The sequence below is a fragment of the Streptomyces sp. NPDC127097 genome (assembly GCF_042724075.1).
Lineage (GTDB): Bacteria > Actinomycetota > Actinomycetes > Streptomycetales > Streptomycetaceae > Streptomyces.
The window spans coordinates 122,270-137,512 of record NZ_JBHXFI010000006.1; the positions used below are offsets into that span (position 1 = coordinate 122,270).

General features: G+C 71.5%; 14 protein-coding genes. 10 read left to right on the forward strand and 4 right to left on the reverse strand.

The features are described from left to right. Positions 1–43: 43 nt before the first annotated feature. Entirely contained in the window at positions 44–475 is a 432-nt protein-coding gene (locus ACFWJW_RS07920) for a roadblock/LC7 domain-containing protein (protein ID WP_006601854.1), read from the reverse strand. A 25-nt stretch (positions 476–500) separates the two neighbouring features. Next, on the reverse strand, positions 501–2,852 hold the full coding sequence (locus ACFWJW_RS07925; protein ID WP_387236640.1) for an ATP-binding protein: 2,352 nt from the start codon (positions 2,850–2,852) through the stop codon (positions 501–503). Between the two features lie 569 nt (positions 2,853–3,421). Between ACFWJW_RS07925 and ACFWJW_RS07930 the strand changes: the two genes are divergently transcribed. Further along, positions 3,422–4,564 carry a substrate-binding domain-containing protein gene (locus ACFWJW_RS07930; RefSeq protein WP_387236508.1) on the forward strand — a complete coding sequence of 381 codons (1,143 nt, stop codon included), beginning with the start codon at positions 3,422–3,424 and terminating at the stop codon, positions 4,562–4,564. Positions 4,565–4,621: 57 nt separating this feature from the next. Here the strand turns inward: ACFWJW_RS07930 and ACFWJW_RS07935 are convergent, their stop codons facing one another. Continuing rightward, a complete protein-coding gene (locus ACFWJW_RS07935) occupies positions 4,622–5,293 on the reverse strand; it encodes a DUF4142 domain-containing protein (protein ID WP_387236510.1) in 672 nt (223 codons plus the stop codon). Between the two features lie 286 nt (positions 5,294–5,579). On the opposite strand from ACFWJW_RS07935, the gene ACFWJW_RS07940 reads away from it, so the two are divergent. The 5 genes from ACFWJW_RS07940 to ACFWJW_RS07960 all read left to right on the forward strand — a co-directional run bounded on the left by ACFWJW_RS07940 (position 5,580) and on the right by ACFWJW_RS07960 (position 9,396). Continuing rightward, positions 5,580–6,074, forward strand: a complete 495-nt coding sequence (locus tag ACFWJW_RS07940; protein WP_387236512.1) for a MarR family winged helix-turn-helix transcriptional regulator — start codon at positions 5,580–5,582, stop codon at positions 6,072–6,074. Positions 6,075–6,190: 116 nt separating this feature from the next. Beyond that, positions 6,191–6,535: a hypothetical protein gene (locus tag ACFWJW_RS07945; protein ID WP_387236514.1), complete on the forward strand. Its 345-nt coding sequence runs from the start codon at positions 6,191–6,193 to the stop codon at positions 6,533–6,535. Positions 6,536–6,539: 4 nt separating this feature from the next. Beyond that, entirely contained in the window at positions 6,540–7,541 is a 1,002-nt protein-coding gene (locus tag ACFWJW_RS07950; RefSeq protein WP_387236516.1) for a caspase domain-containing protein, read from the forward strand. After that, positions 7,525–8,667 carry a trypco2 family protein gene (locus ACFWJW_RS07955; RefSeq protein WP_387236518.1) on the forward strand — a complete coding sequence of 381 codons (1,143 nt, stop codon included), beginning with the start codon at positions 7,525–7,527 and terminating at the stop codon, positions 8,665–8,667. Before ACFWJW_RS07950 ends, ACFWJW_RS07955 begins: the two co-directional genes overlap by 17 nt. Before the next feature lie 111 nt (positions 8,668–8,778). Beyond that, positions 8,779–9,396 (forward strand): MBL fold metallo-hydrolase, encoded by a 618-nt coding sequence (locus ACFWJW_RS07960; RefSeq protein WP_387236520.1) that lies wholly within the window; start codon positions 8,779–8,781, stop codon positions 9,394–9,396. A gap of 27 nt (positions 9,397–9,423) precedes the next feature. Here ACFWJW_RS07960 and ACFWJW_RS07965 read toward each other — a convergent pair whose 3' ends face one another. Beyond that, on the reverse strand, positions 9,424–10,002 hold the full coding sequence (locus ACFWJW_RS07965; RefSeq protein WP_387236522.1) for a TetR/AcrR family transcriptional regulator: 579 nt from the start codon (positions 10,000–10,002) through the stop codon (positions 9,424–9,426). Positions 10,003–10,343: 341 nt separating this feature from the next. Between ACFWJW_RS07965 and ACFWJW_RS07970 the strand changes: the two genes are divergently transcribed. The 4 genes from ACFWJW_RS07970 to ACFWJW_RS07985 are packed head-to-tail and all read left to right on the forward strand — an operon-like array spanning position 10,344 to position 15,199. After that, positions 10,344–10,916 carry a 2Fe-2S iron-sulfur cluster-binding protein gene (locus tag ACFWJW_RS07970; RefSeq protein WP_387236524.1) on the forward strand — a complete coding sequence of 191 codons (573 nt, stop codon included), beginning with the start codon at positions 10,344–10,346 and terminating at the stop codon, positions 10,914–10,916. Continuing rightward, positions 10,913–11,905 carry an FAD binding domain-containing protein gene (locus tag ACFWJW_RS07975; RefSeq protein ID WP_387236526.1) on the forward strand — a complete coding sequence of 331 codons (993 nt, stop codon included), beginning with the start codon at positions 10,913–10,915 and terminating at the stop codon, positions 11,903–11,905. Before ACFWJW_RS07970 ends, ACFWJW_RS07975 begins: the two co-directional genes overlap by 4 nt. Further along, the gene (locus ACFWJW_RS07980) at positions 11,902–14,049 is read left to right on the forward strand and encodes a xanthine dehydrogenase family protein molybdopterin-binding subunit (protein WP_387236528.1); all 2,148 of its coding nucleotides are present in this window, start codon (positions 11,902–11,904) and stop codon (positions 14,047–14,049) included. The genes ACFWJW_RS07975 and ACFWJW_RS07980 overlap by 4 nt, the downstream gene beginning before the upstream one ends. Next, complete coding sequence (locus ACFWJW_RS07985; protein WP_387236530.1) at positions 14,042–15,199, forward strand: XdhC family protein; 1,158 nt, start codon at positions 14,042–14,044, stop codon at positions 15,197–15,199. Before ACFWJW_RS07980 ends, ACFWJW_RS07985 begins: the two co-directional genes overlap by 8 nt. The last annotated feature ends 44 nt before the right edge of the window (positions 15,200–15,243 follow it).

Genomic DNA, 15,243 nt, shown 5'->3' on the forward strand with positions numbered 1-15,243 from the left:
CCTCTTCTCAGCACCGGTATCCCGCCTCCGCGGAGTGGAACGGTCAGCGGGCCGGTGTGGCGCCGGCGTTCTTCTTGAGTTCCAGCACCAGCTGGGGGGTGAGCGCGCTCCCGGCCCGGTTGGCGAAGAGGGTCATCTCGTAGGCGATGTTGCCCAGCTTGGCCTCCTTCGAGGTCACCACGCCGAGGACGGCACCGCAGCCGATGGCCGACACCAGGACATGGCCGCCCTCCAGGTCGATGATGACCTTGTTGAGGCCGCCCAGACCGTAGTTGCCGGAGGCGCCGGCGGCCAGACTGGTGACACCCGACACGATCGCCGCGAGCCGCTCGGAGTCGGCCTGCTCACGCAGTTGGGAGACCGCGATCAGCAGCCCGTCGGAGGACACCGCGATGGCGTCGACGACACCGGCGGTCTGGGTGGCGAACCGGTCGAGCAGCCAGGTGAAGTCGGCCGCGGCAGCGGTCAGATCCATGGGTTCCGCTTGCTCGGAACCGCTCTTACCCGTCGGCGTGTTCACTGCCCGACTCCTTCCGGGGTTGCTGGTGTGTCGAGGGCCCTGAATCCCTCGGGGGCGGAGCGCTTTCCTGCTCCGCCCGGCGTACGGCGGCTACGAATTCGTCGAGTTCCGAACGGACCGCGTCGGCGTCGGCCGGCGGGCGCACGTCCTGGGACGCTCGGTCGGGCGGCGGGGCGGTCATGGTGAGTGTCGCGCCCCGGACCCGCCGTCGCAGCGGGCGGGGGGAGTCCGCCGGCTGCGGCCCGGACGCGGCGTCGGGCCGTTCCTCGTCCGTACGCTGCGGGAGGCGCCGGGGGAGCTCGCCCTGCTGCGACGGGGCGGTGGCCCGCCGCTCGGAAGCGGTGGCGGGGGTCCGCACCGGCAGGGGAGTGGCCGGGGCCGGTTCGGGCTCGGAGGCGGTGGACTCGGGCTCGGGGGCGGTCGACGGTCCCCGGTCCCCGGTCACGTCCGCCGCCGGGGACGGGGTGCCGGCGGGCTGCACGGCCAGCAGCAGTCCGGCGGGCAGCCAGACGGTGCCGGTGACGCCGCCGCCCGGGGTACGGCTCAGGGTGACCCGGATACCCGAGCGCCGGGCGAGACTGCCGACCACGAACAGGCCGAGGACCTTGGTGGGGACGAGGTCGAGCCGCTCCCGGCGGATCAGCCGGGAGTTCTCCTCGTCGAGCCGTTCCGCGCTCATACCGAGGCCGTGGTCGATGATCTCGATCAGGGCACCGCCGTCCGCGGTGATGTCGGTGCCGGGCCGGACGACCACCTCGACGGGGGAGTCGGAAGGCGAGAACGAGACCGCGTTCTCCAGCAGTTCGGCGAGCAGCAGCGTGAGGTCGTCGACGATGTCGGGTCCGACGGTGACCTCGGTCTCGGACCGCAGGGACACCCGCTGGTAGCCCTCGATCTGGCCGAGTCCTGCCCGGATGACGTTGACCAGCGTGGTCGGCCGGGCCTCCACCTCGGGGTCCCGGATTCCGGCGAGCAGCATCAGACTGTCGGCGTTGCGCTGGAGGCGCACGGCGATGTGGTCGATGCGGTACATCCGCTCCAGGACGTCGGGGTCGGTCTCCTCGCGTTCCACGGCGTCGATCAGCATCAGCTGGCGTGAGGTGAGGTTGCTGACCCGGCGTCCGACATTGCCGAACATCTCGGCGACGTTCCGGCGGCTGAGCACCTGTCGCTCCAGCAGCGCCGCGGCGGTGACCTGCACCTGGTTGAACGCCTTGGCCAGGTGGCCGATCTCGTCGTGGACCGGGACGGGGATCGGCCGCGGCCGCAGCGGGGCGCGCTCCGGCGACTCGTCGTCCTCGACCCTGGCGAGTTCCTCGCCGGCCACGTCGACCACCTGCTCGGCGGCGCCGGTCAGGGCCGTCAGGGGACGGACCACCGAGCGCCGGACCAGCACGGAGAAGGTGAGCCAGGAGGTGAAACCGAGCAGGGCGATGCCGAGCATCGCCAGCGCGTTGCGCAGGGCGCTCGCGGAGAGGCTGTCGGCCTCGTCGGCGATCTCCTCGATCAGCGACCGGGCGATGTCGAGACGGGCCTCGGCCTGCCGGGTTCCGGCGGCCATCGCCTTGCGCAGCTGCTGCGGGCTCTGGCCCTGTAGGGAGCCGGGGTCGATCTGGAGCTCCGCGAACTGGGCCTCGATGCCGTTCTCCTCGGCGTCGCGCTCGATCCCGCCCAGGCGCAGCACCTGGTCCGGGCCGGCGATCCGGCCGAAGCGTGCCGTCTGTTCGTCGTAGAGCTTGTGGGCGCCGACCGCACGGGTGTACTCGGTGAGCGCGTTGGCATCGCGGGTCTGGGCGGAGAACACCCCGCTCTCGAAGGCCGCGTGGGCGGCGTCGGCGCGCAGCACCGTGTCGAGGAGGTGGGTGACCGAGGACGACGAGGTGCCGATGAAGCGGTCCAGGCCGATGCCGTCGATCAGGTAGCCGACCGCCGCGGCGTACGCGGGGTCGATGCCGGCGGCCGGGACCGAGCCCCGCTCGGCCTTGTCGCGCAGCACCGCGAGGCCCCGGATGTAGGTCAGGGCCCGCGCCTCGTCCTTCGGCAGGCCCGCTCCGAACGCGGACTGGACGGCGGTGACCTGTTCATCGGTCGCCTGCTGTGCCTGCCGGTAGTCGGCGGTGGACGGCAGGGCGGCACCGGGCCGGGCCGACTCCTGTTCCACGGACAGCAGCAGCGCCTGCCGGTGTTCGGCCTGGATGTCGTTGATCAGCCTGGCGACCTGCTCGCTGTCCCGCACCAGCTCCGCGGTCCGGTCGGCGTCCAGGGCCTTGTCCATCTGCGTGGTGACGCCGATGCCCAGCAGTACGCCGACGACCGCGACCGGCGCGATCACCAGCACATTGAGCTTCCGCCGGAACGGCCATCGGTCCAGGAGCGCGCTCGTCTGCGAACCGAGCCGCGGCCTCATCGGTGAACGCCGGGACCGGTCCGGTTCGTGTGGCGGGTCCACTGTGTCCACAGACACCCAGGTCTCCTTGCGACGTGCTCCTGAGCGGTGACCGAGGTGTTGTTGTTGCCGACCGCCGACGATGGGGAAAGTGACGCTTGTGGATTTCGTTCCGAACACGAACGAAAAGATCGCGCCACATGCCCAACCGGCCGTGAACACTACCGCTTGTGCACGGGCATGCAACACATGACGACCAATAGCCAGGTGGTATTCAATTCTTTGTCATGTTTGGCCCGTTGCCTCCGCTGCGGAGAGCAGTGCCGACGGATGGGATGATTGGCCGGATTTCATGGGGAGCGGGGCGCACGGAGCGGCTCGTTCCGCACCACGGACTTGTGCCGGAGGGGCGCGTCGTCCGTTCCCGAAGGCGGCTGCTCCGCCGGGCGCCGCCACCCGTAACCTGTCTCCCCCCACACCGACCCATATGCTCATCCCGCCCTGCGAGGAGACCCGTGCACCCCACCCGCAAGGCGGTCGTGACCGCCGCCGCACTCCTGGTCATGGCCACCTCCGCCGGCTGTGAACCCGGCGCCGGCGCCACCGCGACCCACCGGGACTCCGCCGCCGAGCCCGGATGCCCCGCCGTCCTGTCGCGCGCCAAGAAGGCGGTCAAGAAGGCCGAAGCGGTCAACGCTCCCTGGCGGGGCCCCACCACCGGACCCAAGGCCGTCCACGGCAAGTCCGTCGTCTACATAGCCCAGACCCTGACCAACCCCGGTGTCGCCGGAGTCGCCCAGGGCGTCCAGGAAGCCGCCAAGATCGTCGGCTGGCACGCCCGCACCCTCAACGGCCAGGGCACGCCCGAGGGCCTGCGGGCCGCCTTCAAGCAGGCGCTCCGCCTCAAGCCGGATGGCATCGTCATCAGTGGTTTCGACCCCGGGACGGCCCCGGAAGAGGTCAAGAAGGCGAACTCTGCGGGAATTCGGCTGATCGGCTGGCACGCCGCCCCGGCCCCCGGCCCCAGCAAGGATCCGAAGCTCTTCAGCAACATCACCTCCCGGGTCGAGGATGTCGCGAAGATCAGTGCCGACTGGATCATCGCCCGGTCCAACGGGCGCGCGGGCGTCGTCCTGTTCACCGACGCCACGGTTCCGTTCGCGAAGCGCAAGTCCGATCTGATCAAGAAGGAACTCGCCACCTGCTCCGGCACCAAGCTGCTGAGCTACACCAACATGCCCATTCCCGAGGTCAACCGCCGGTCCATCAAGGAAGTCCGCTCCCTGCTGTCCCGTTTCGGCCGCAAGTGGACCTACTCCGCCGCCATCAACGACCTGTACTTCCAGCACGCCGCGCCCGCGCTGCGCGCCGCGGGCAAGGACGGCGCCGGCGCCCCGTTCAACATCGGTGCCGGTGACGGCGATCCGTCGGCCTTCCAGCGCGTCAACGGCAAGGAGTTCCAGACCGCCACGGTGCCCGAGCCGCTCTCCGAACAGGGCTGGCAGATCGTCGACGAGTTCAACCGCGCCTTCACCGGCGCCCCGGACAGCGGGTACGTCGCCCCCGTCCACGTCGCCACGGCCACCAACAGCGGCGGCGCACTGTCCTGGGACTCCGAGGGCTACCGCCAGGCATACCGCAAGATCTGGGGCGACTGACGTTCCCGGGCGGGCGCACGGCTCACCCGACCGCGCCCATGTCCCTTCGGCGGGTGGTCACTTGGGGATGGTCGAGGCGACATCGTCCAGCGTCGCCTCGGTGACCAGGCCGGTGTCCTCCAGGACGTCCATGTGGTCCTGGACGGTGTTGTTGGTCTGGGTGGCCAGCCGCCGGATGAGGGTGTTCTTGGTGGTGGCGCGGACCTCTCCGATGGTGATGAAGATCTTGCCGTGGGAAGCGCGGAGCAGGTCCACGAAGAGCTGGTCGAACGCCTTGCCCCGGGCGTCCTTCAACTGGTCCACCCAGCCCTGTTGTTCGGCGCTGGCCTCGTCGGGGATGGGCACGCTCAGCGCCTCGGAGTCCTCCCGGGCCAGCTGGTCGAGTTTGCTGTGCCCCTCCAGGAGGTGCATACCGGCGCGCTTGATGGCCTCGCTCGATGCATGCGTCTGCGCGAGCCGGCCCGCCGGCATCTCCCACAGCCCGGCCTGCCGGACCTTGGTGAGGAAGGTCTTGTCCAGGGCGCTGAGCGGGCCCGCGTTAGCTCCCTGAGGCCCGGCCGGGGCCGCGTTCGCGGCCGGCAGATGGGCCGAGTGCGACTCGTCGGCGGCGCTGTCTCTCTGGGCGAGCCACACGGATACGCTCGCGACGACCGCGAGAAGAGCGACCACGCCGGCGATCAGACGGCCACGGCTCGAGGTGGGCCGGGCTTTGCGTGCATGAGATTTCATCGTGCCTCCTGATTGCGCGCGAGGGGCGCCGGAGCGCGGTCGCCCATGGGGCTGTTGGGGCACGGTCACGCTAACGTTTGCATTGAGCAAAGAAGATGATTCAGCGACGATGCGCAAATCCCCGGGGCGGCCGGCGACGATGAGCTACCATGCCGCCCCCCGTGCACAGGACTTGATGGGCACGCCCTGAGGTCCGGTCACCCGCGCGGCTGCCCGGGGCCGCAGGCCGGCCGCCTGCCGGCGTCCCATGACGACGTCGAAGGATTCCGGGCGGTAGAAAGGGGAGATGGCGGAGCGCGCGGTCCCCACGAGGGGCACGGATGATGTGGATGCGGTGACCCAAGCGGTGCTCACGGCGTCGAGGCTGCTGGTCGCGGTGTCCGCGCGGTCACTCGGCGAGGTGGAGGAGCGGGTGACGCTGCCGCAGCTGCGGATGCTGGTGGTGCTCTCCACACGAGGCGCCACCAAGCTCGTGACCCTCGCCGAGCTCCTCCAGGTCGCCCCGTCGACCGCGATGCGCATGGTGGACCGGCTCATCACGGCGGGCCTGGCGCTCCGTCAGGCCAACCCCGACAACCGGCGCGAGACCTTGCTCCAGCTCACCGACGAGGGGCGGCGCACGGTCGAGGAGGTCACCGCCCGCCGCCGCGCGGAGATCAGCGCCATCGTCGAACGTCTCGCACCCGCGCAACGCGCCTCGCTCATCGAGGCGCTCACGGCCTTCAACGAAGCCGGTGGCGAACCACCCGTGGACGAGGGGGAGGCGCACCCGCTGGGGTGAGCGGCTCGGGTGTGGGGCCGGGTTCGTGCATGCCTTCGATGCGGCAAAGTGCCGTCCGGGCGCACCGCCGGGCTCTATGCTCAAACCACATTCGCTCGCGGGACCGGAGGCTTCCTGTGCAGATCACGATCCGGTGTGAAGATGCCGACACCGCAGGGGAGTTGGCCGCGAGTCTCCATCAGTGGCTGCTCGACGAGCCGGACGCCCGCCGGCATGCCGAGGTGCGGCTGGTCGGTGCCGAGCCGGTCGAGGGTGAACTGGGATTCGTGCTCGATATGGTGCAGCTGGTCGTCAGCTCCGGCTTCAGCGCGGCGTCCCTGGGCTACACCGTCGCCCAGTGGAAGAAGCTGAACGCCCCGCAGCTGACCATGAGTTTCGAGCGGAACGGCCGCCCCGTGACCGTGCGGGGAACGGACGCCGAGGAGATCGCTCGCGCCGTCCGGCAGCTTGACGAAGAGTGAAGCATTGGCCCGTTTGCCGCGGTTCGACGCTTCGTATGCCTTGCTGATCGGGGTGTCGGAGTATCAGGACCACGAGTTTCCCGAGGTGCCGGCCGCGATCCACAATCTGGCGGGGCTGCGCAGTGTGCTCGCCCCGTCCGACGGCGGAGGCTTTCCCCGCGAGAAGTGCCGGATGGTCTCCAACCCGCGGACGGGCGAGGGGATGCGGGTCGCCATCAAGCGGGCGGCCGAGTCCGCCACCGACGTACTGCTGCTCTACTACGTGGGGCACGGCTGGAAGGTCGAGGGCGACCTCTATCTGGCCTCCCAGTCGTCGAGCCCTGATTCGATCGAAACCACGGGGCTGGCGTACAAGACGGTCCGCCGGCTGGTCCGGAGCTCCCCGGCCGCGATCCGGATCATCGTCCTGGACTGCTGCTTCAGCGGGGTCGCCACGGGACTGCTGGGCGGTGCGGGCGACCTGCGCCTCAGCGAACCCGAGGTCGAGATCCCCCTGGCCGAGGAGCTGCCCGACGACCATGCCGACGGTGTCTGCGTGATCGCTTCCAGCGGCCCCAACCAGCCGTCCCAGGACTCGGACGGGGCGGATCACACGGCCTTCACGGGGCACTTCCTCGCCACGCTGAAGGCCGCCACCCAGACCGGTGAAGTGCGGGATCTGGAAGCGGTGTTCGACGGGACGAAGGCGGCGATGGTGTCCGCGGAGCTCCGGCATGCGCCACTGATCGCCTCGATGGGCGGGGCCCGCCGGCTGGCGCTGGTGAAGCGTCCGACGGCCGTCGATCCCGTTCCCGTCGCGGTGCCGGAGGCCGCGGTCGTATGCCCTCCGACGGCGGCGGACGAGGCCGTGGCCGCGGCGGCGGTCGCGCCGCACGGCGACGGGCCGGCCAAACTCATGAGCTGGCACACCCCGGTGGGCAGCGCGGACATCTTCGATTCCACGCTGGCACTGACGCTGCTGCAACAAGCCATGGCAATGGGGGGTGACGATGAGCACGCCGGATAGGAAGCGGAGCGGGGAGCTCGACCGGCTGCGCGCACAGGCGGAGGAGGACTTCCGGACCTATGGCCCGCAGCTCGCGGACCGGCTCCTGACCGCCTGCCGGCGGCTCCGGGCCGCCGGTGAAGGAGAGGAAGCCCTCCTCATCGCGCAGGAAGCGGTGGGGATTCACCGGGAACTCCTCGACCGCCACCACTCCGCCGGCACCGGGCTGGCGCACGCGCTGCTTCAGCTGGGTCTCTGTCTGGCCGAGGTCGGGGCGGCCGAGGAGGCGGTCGACGTGTTGCAGGAGTGCCTCGCGTTCACCGATCTCCTGCCGGCGCATTTCCGGCCGTCCGCGCTGCGGCTGCGCTGCAACGCGCTCGAATGCCTCGCGCTGATCCTCGGCTCGTCGGGCCGCACGGCGGAGGCCGTCGCCGCCTCGCACCAGGCGATCACGGGCTACCGGGAGCTGTTCGAGGAAGACCCGAGCGTGGGGCCGGAGCTGGCCCGTGGTCTGCACAACCTCGCCACCCTGCTGGCCGCCGGGGCCCAGTGGGAGCGGGCCCTGGTCCCCCTGGAAGAGTCCCTCGCGATGTACGACCAGCTCTCCGTAGGGGGCAACACGGCGCTGGCGGCGGAGCGGAGCCGGGCCCAGCAGTTGCACGCCGTACTGGCGGGAGGAGAGGGGGAGGCCGGGGACGTCGCGGGTGAAGCGCTGTCCGCCTACCACCTGGCAGCGGAGGCCGATGCGTACTCGGCCACCTCGGGACTGGCCGGCATCCCGGCGCATGTGGAGATCCATCGTGTTGAATCCGTCGACCACGTCGCACAGCCACACAGAGAGCAGCGGAGCATGGACCGGAACCTGATTGACCTCGCCGAAGCGGTGCAGGCCGTACGCGATGATCTGCGTGCGGCCACCGCGTCGTTCGACAGCGGTGACCTCCAGTTCGAGATGGGACCGATCGAGCTGGAATTCACCGTCGAGCTGGAGCGCGACCCCCGGGCACGGTCGGGGGTCCGCACCTGGGTGGTCACGGACACCGGCGCCGGGAAGGTGGCAGCAGCCCCCACCAGGCACCGGCTCAAGCTCACGCTGACGCCACGGCAGCTCGGCTATCGGATCGTCGATACGGGGGACATGGTGTGAAAGGAGGCCGGTCCAGGCCGGCTGCTGCCGCTCGTTGACGCCTTCGGAGCCCTGCCGCACGGCCGCCGCGGAGGGTCGACGCCGGTACCCCGGGCGCGTACTCTCGCCGGGATGCGCCTCACCAAGTACACCCATTCCTGCGTCCGGTTGGAGCGTCCCGGGGGCGGGACACTGGTCATCGACCCCGGTATCTGGAGCGAGGCACGGGCGCTGCACGGTGCCGACGCGATCCTGGTGACGCACGAACATGCCGACCATGTCGATGTGCTGCGCCTCAAGGGACTCGGCGCGCCGGTCTACGCACCCAAGGGCGCGGACTTCGGCGGTCTCCTGGACGTCATCGAGGTGGAGCCGGACGAGGAGTTCAGCGCGGCCGGCTTCGCTGTCACGGCGCACGGCGGCCGGCATGCGCGCATCTACGGCGACCTCCCGGACTGCGCCAACCTCGGCTATCTGATCGACGAGTGCCTCTATCACCCCGGCGACTCGCTGTATGTGCCGGACAAGCCGGTGGAGACGCTGTTCGTGCCCGTGCAGGCGTCGTGGCTGCGTACGTCCGAGGCCATCGACTTCGTCCGGGCGGTCGAGCCGGAACGGGCCTACGGCATCCATGACGCGCAGCTCAACGAGCGGGGCCTGCACAGCGTCAACGGCTGGCTCGCTGAGCAGGCGGGCGGGTGTTACCGCTGGGTGCCGCCGGGTGCCCGGTTGGCCGGCGCGGAGCGGTGAGCGCCGGGCTCGGCCGAGCCGCCCCGCTCAGGCCCCCGGAGCGCCCGCGCGCAGGCCGTCCATGACGAGGTCCAGGAGGCGTTCGGCGCGCCCGTGCCAGTCACCGTGCGGATCGATCTGCCAGAGGCCGGAGATGGCCAGCACGAAGTCGTCGGGGGTCACCCCCGGGCGGATGGTGCCGGCCTCTTCGTTCGCCTTCAGCAGCAGGGCGACGGCTGAGGTCACCGGGCCGTGTCCCAGTCCGGCCAGCGAGCCGGGCGCGCAGGTGGTCTTGCGCATCGCGTCGGCCAGGCCGGCCTTGGCCATGGCGTACTGGGCGAGGCGGTCCATCCACTCCCGCAGGGCCTGGTCGGGCGCGTGGGTCTCCAGCAGCTGGGACGCGGTCGCGGAGACCTGCTGCACCTCATGGCGATAGACCTCGAGGACGAGTGCCTCGCGGTTGGGGAAGTTGCGGTAGAACGTCGCCTGCCCGACGCCCGCCTTCTTCGCGATCGCGCTCAGCGGGGCGTCGGCCGACCGCGTCAGTTCCGCGAGGGCCACTTCCAGGATGCGCTCGCGATTCCGCTGCGCGTCCGAGCGCACCGGCGCGGGTTTTCTCTGCTGCACTCGTCCTCCTCCCGGATTCGCGGACGGCCGGGTCTTGCTAACCGGACAACTGTCCGGTAGATTTTCCACGCTAGCGGACAGCTGTCCGCTTAGGTCCACCATACCGCCGAATGCGGCCGGTGGGGACGGTCCGCGATCCCGCGACCGGCTTCGCGTCCCACCGCACCGCCGCAGGAACCCCAGCCGCCGCGACATACAGCGCCTCCCCCTCCGAACTGCCTGCGGGGCCGTCCCGTTCGACGCTCCCGCTCCGCGCGACAAGGACAGCTCGACGTCCTGGTCGGCCCACACGCCCTCAGGGCGGTCCGGCCGCGCCTCACCCACGCGAAAGAAGGCTGATCATGGCCCTATCGACGTCCAGCGTCATCACCCTCAACATCAACGGCGAAAAGCGCACGCTGCCCGTCGACCACCGCACCACCCTGCTCGACGCGCTGCGCGAGCAACTCGATCTCACCGGCACCAAAAAGGGCTGTGACCACGGCCAGTGCGGTGCCTGCACGGTCCTGCTCGACGGCCGCCGGGCCGTCTCCTGTCTCCAGCTCGCGGTCGCCGCCGAGGGGCGGGAGATCACCACCATCGAGGGCGTGGCGGACGGCGAGCGGCTCCATCCGGTGCAGCAGGCATTCCTCGACTTCGACGGCTATCAGTGCGGCTACTGCACACCGGGACAGATCTGTTCGGCCATCGCGGTGATCGAGGAGCATGCGGCGGGCTGGCCGAGTGCCGTGACCGCCGATATACGCCCCGAAGCGGGCGCACCCGCGCTGACCGCCGAGGAGATCCGGGAGCGGATGAGCGGCAATCTGTGCCGCTGCGGTGCCTATGTATCGATCGTGCAGGCGGTCGCGCAGGCCGCGGAGGCCGAGGCCCGGCGGACGGCCGGCGCGGCGGACGGGGAGCTGACGGCATGAGGGAATTCGGATATCAGCGGGTGACCGAGGTCGCCGGGGCGGTCGCGCTGCTCGGTGCCGATCCCGGCGCACGCTGTCTCGGCGGCGGCACCAACCTCGTCGACCTGATGAAGGCCGGGGTGGAGCGGCCCGCACTGCTCGTCGACGTACGTGACCTGCCCCTGGGCGGGATCGAGACCACGGACGACGGCGGGCTGCACATCGGCGCGACGGTCACCAACAGCCAGCTCGCCGCCGATCCCGAAGTGCGCCGGCGTTACCCGGCGCTGGCCGAGGCCGTGCTGGCCGGTGCCTCGGGGCAGCTGCGCAACATGGCCACGGTCGGCGGGAATCTGCTCCAGCGCACCCGCTGCGGCTACTTCACCGACCCGGCCAAGCCGTGCAACAAACGCGTCCCCGGCAGTGGCTGCCCGGCCGTCGAGGGCGAGCATCACAACCACGCCATCCTGGGCGCCTCCGCGCACTGTGTGGCGGTGCATCCCTCGGACATGGGGGTGGCGCTCACCGCCTTCGACGCCGTCGTCTCCTACGAAACCGCGGACGGTCCGGGCGAGTTGCCGCTCGCCGACTTCTATCTGCCGGTGGGCGACACCCCGCACCGGGAGACCGCGCTGCCGCCCGGTGCGCTGATCACCGGAATCACCCTGCCACCGGCCCCGGTCGCCGCAGCCTCCCGCTACCGCAAGGTGCGCGAGCGCGCGTCGTACGCCTTCGCGATCGGCTCGCTCGCCGCCGCCCTCGATGTCCGGGACGGTGTCGTCCGCGAGGTGCGCCTCGCCTTCGGGGCGGTCGCGTCCCGGCCGTGGCGGGCCCGGGCGGCCGAGCGGGCGCTGACCGGGGGCCCGGCCGACGCCGCGGCGTTCGCCGCCGCCGCGGACGCCGAACTCGTCGCAGCCGAGACGCTGCCCCACAACGGATACAAGGTGACCCTGATGCGCAACCTCGTCGTGGCCGTGCTGACCGAACTCGCCGAGGAGGCCGCCCGATGACCACCACCACGGAAAACCCCGCGGTGACCGGGGCCGTGGGCGCCGCCCACACCCGCCTGGAGGGCCGGGACAAGGTCACCGGAACGGCGCGCTACGCCGGTGAGGTCCCGTTCGCCGAACTCGCCCACGGCTGGCTGGTGTTGTCCACCGTGGCCCGCGGCCGGATCCGCTCCGTGGAGTCGGCGCCCGTTCTGGCCCTGCCCGGTGTCCTCGCGGTGCTGCACCATGACAACGCCCCGCGCGTCAACGGGGACTACTCGGGGCCGTTCGGCCCGCCCGACCCGATCCTTCAGGCTTTCCAGCACGACCGGGTGCCGTACGTCGGCTGGCCGGTGGCACTGGTCGTCGCGGAAACCCCCGAGCAGGCCAGGGAAGCCGCCGAACAGCTGGTCGTCCGGTACGACCAGGAGCCGCACGATGTCGCCTTCTCCGCCGGCCGGCCCGGGATGTACACCCCGGAGAATTCCCCCACCGTGGCGGCGGAGACGGCGAAGGGCGACCTGGACGCCGAGCTCACCGCGTCCGCCGTGGTGGTGGACGCGGAATACACCACACCGGAAGAGCATCACAGCTCGCTGGAGCCCCATGCGGCGATGGCGCGCTGGGACAGCGGCCGGCTGGAGGTTGTCGACTCCAATCAGGGCAGCAGGTTCGTGGCGGACGAACTGGCGCAGCTGTTCTCGCTCGACCCGGGCTCGGTGCGGGTGCGGTCCGAGCACGTCGGCGGTGGCTTCGGCTCCAAGGCGACCCGGCCGCATGTGGTGCTCGCCGCGATGGCCGCGACCGTCCTGCACCGTCCGGTCCGGGTCGTCCTGACCCGCCGCCAGATGTTCTCGGTCGTCGGCTATCGCAGCCCCACGGTGCAGCGGGTCCGGCTCGGCGCCGACGCCGACGGGCGGCTGCGGGCCTTCGACCACCAGGCGGAGTGCCTCACCTCCACCGTGTACGAATTCGTCGAGCGCAGCGCCAACTTCGGGCGGCCGATGTACGACGCGGCCGCGCACCACACCGTCAACCGCGTCGTCCCGCTCGATGTCCCGACACCGACCTGGATGCGCGCACCGGGCGAGGCGCCGGGCTCGTTCGCGCTGGAGTCCGCGCTCGACGAACTCGCCGAGAAGTGCGGCATGGACCCGATCGAACTGCGTGCCCGCAACGAACCGGACGTGGGCCCGGTCTCGGGGCTGCCCTTCAGCAGCCGCCGGGGGCTCGCCTGCTTCCGGGAGGGCGCCCGCAGGTTCAACTGGCCGGACCGGGACCCGCGCCCCGGCATCCGCCGCGAAGGGCGCTGGCTGCTCGGGACCGGCACCGCCGCGGCCACCTTCCCCGCCGGGGTCGCGCCGTCCACGGCCGCCGTGACGGCGGAGGCGGACGGCACCTTCACCGTACGGATCACCGCGGCGGACATCGGGACCGGGGCACGCACCGCGCTCGCCCTGATCGCCGCAGACGCACTGGAGGTGGCACCGGAACGGATCCACATAGAGATCGCGGACAGCGACTTCGGCCCGGCGATGATCGCCGGCGGCTCGATGGGCACCCGCTCCTGGGCCTGGGCCATCACCGCCGCGGTACGCGAGCTGCGGGAGCAACTGGCGCTGGGCGGCGGCATCCCGCCGCAGGGCATCACGGCACGGGCGGACACCGGCGACGCCGTCAGGGCGCTGGCGAAGAAGGAACGGCACTCCTACGGGGCGCAGTTCGCCGAGGTCGCCGTGGACGTCACGAGTGGCGAGGTCCGGGTGCGGCGGATGCTCGGCATCTTCGCCGCGGGCCGGATCGTCAACCCGCTGACCGCGCGCAGCCAGTTCATCGGCGGGATGACCTGGGGGCTGTCCATGGCGCTGCACGAGGAGGCGGTCCGGGACCAGGCATCGGGCGGCCATGTCGGCGCCGACCTCGCGGGCTACCACTTCGCCGCGCACGCCGATGTCCCGTCCATCGAGGCGGACTGGGTGGACGACCCGGACCCCGACGACCCGGTCGGCATCAAGGGCATCGGCGAGGTCGGGATCGTGGGAGCCGCGGCGGCGATCGCCAACGCGGTCTGGCACGCGACCGGTGTACGCCACCGGCACCTGCCGATCCGCCCCGACCGCGTCCTGCTCGCCGGCACCGCACCAGGAGGAGACCGGGATGCTTGACCTCGCCGACGCCCTGCACCGCTGGCTGGCGGAGGGGCGGGACTTCGCCGTCGCCACGGTCGTGGCCGTCGACGGCAGCGCGCCGCGCGGCCCGGGCGCCGCCCTCGCCGTCGACAGCCGGGGCGAGGTCATCGGCTCGGTCTCCGGCGGCTGTGTGGAAGCGGCGGTGCACGACCTGTGTGCCCAGGCGCTCCAGGACGGTCAGGTGGTGCTGGAGCGGTTCGGCCCGGACGCCGAGGACGCCTTCGCGGTGGGGCTGACCTGCGGCGGGGCCATCGAGGTGCTGGTCACGCCGCTCCGCGCGGACACGCCGGGCCGGCCGGTGTGGGCGGCGGCGCTGGCGGCCGCCGCCGGGGGAGCGGCGGCGGCCCTCGCCCTGGTGGCCCGTGGACCGGCCGAACTCCTCGGCAGACCCCTGCTCGTCCACCCCGACGGGTCGTACGAAAGCGGCCTCGACGGACCTGCCGGGCTGGACCGTGCGGTGGCCGACGAGACCCGCGCCCTGCTGGACGCGGGCCGCACCGGCACCTTCGCCCTCTCGGGGAGCGGAGCGCGCTGCGGGAGCGCGCTGACCCTGTTCGTCGCGTCAAGCGTGCCGCCACCCCGCATGATCGTCTTCGGTGCCGTCGACTTCGCCGCGGCGCTGGTGCGGACGGCGAAATTCCTCGGCTACCACGTGACCGTGTGCGATGCCCGCCCCGTCTTCGCCACCCGGGCCCGCTTCCCGGAGGCCGACGACCTCGTCGTCGACTGGCCGCACCGCTACCTCCGGCGCACCGAGACCGACGCCCGTACGGTGCTCTGCGTCCTCACCCACGACGCCAAGTTCGATGTCCCCCTGCTGACGGTGGCCCTGCGGCTGCCGGTCGCGTTCGTCGGGGCGATGGGCTCCCGCCGCACCCACGAGGACCGCAACCGCCGGCTGCGCGAGGCCGGCCTCACCGCACGCGAACTGGCCCGGCTCCGTTCACCGATCGGCCTCGACCTCGGGGCCCGTACCCCCGAGGAGACCGCCCTGTCGATCGCGGCCGAGATCGTCGCGATACGCCAGGGCGGCACGGGCGTCCCGCTCACCGGCTTGCGGACCCCCATTCACCACGATGCCCACCAGCGGAGCACGGATCCGGCCGGACCGCAGGCGGCCGCATGACACGGCCGGGTCCGGGCGCCGGTCCCGGGAAAGGAGGACCGCGA

Bases quoted from the DNA above. Each gene is read 5' to 3' on its own strand.
- ACFWJW_RS07920 (WP_006601854.1), bottom strand. From the start codon at position 475: ATGGATCTGACCGCTGCCGCGGCCGACTTCACCTGGCTGCTCGACCGG.
- ACFWJW_RS07975 (WP_387236526.1), top strand. From the start codon at position 10,913: ATGAGGGAATTCGGATATCAGCGGGTGACCGAGGTCGCCGGGGCGGTC.
- ACFWJW_RS07940 (WP_387236512.1), top strand. From the start codon at position 5,580: ATGGCGGAGCGCGCGGTCCCCACGAGGGGCACGGATGATGTGGATGCG.
- ACFWJW_RS07980 (WP_387236528.1), top strand. From the start codon at position 11,902: ATGACCACCACCACGGAAAACCCCGCGGTGACCGGGGCCGTGGGCGCC.
- ACFWJW_RS07970 (WP_387236524.1), top strand. From the start codon at position 10,344: ATGGCCCTATCGACGTCCAGCGTCATCACCCTCAACATCAACGGCGAA.
- ACFWJW_RS07985 (WP_387236530.1), top strand. From the start codon at position 14,042: ATGCTTGACCTCGCCGACGCCCTGCACCGCTGGCTGGCGGAGGGGCGG.
- ACFWJW_RS07960 (WP_387236520.1), top strand. From the start codon at position 8,779: ATGCGCCTCACCAAGTACACCCATTCCTGCGTCCGGTTGGAGCGTCCC.
- ACFWJW_RS07935 (WP_387236510.1), bottom strand. From the start codon at position 5,293: ATGAAATCTCATGCACGCAAAGCCCGGCCCACCTCGAGCCGTGGCCGT.
- ACFWJW_RS07955 (WP_387236518.1), top strand. From the start codon at position 7,525: ATGAGCACGCCGGATAGGAAGCGGAGCGGGGAGCTCGACCGGCTGCGC.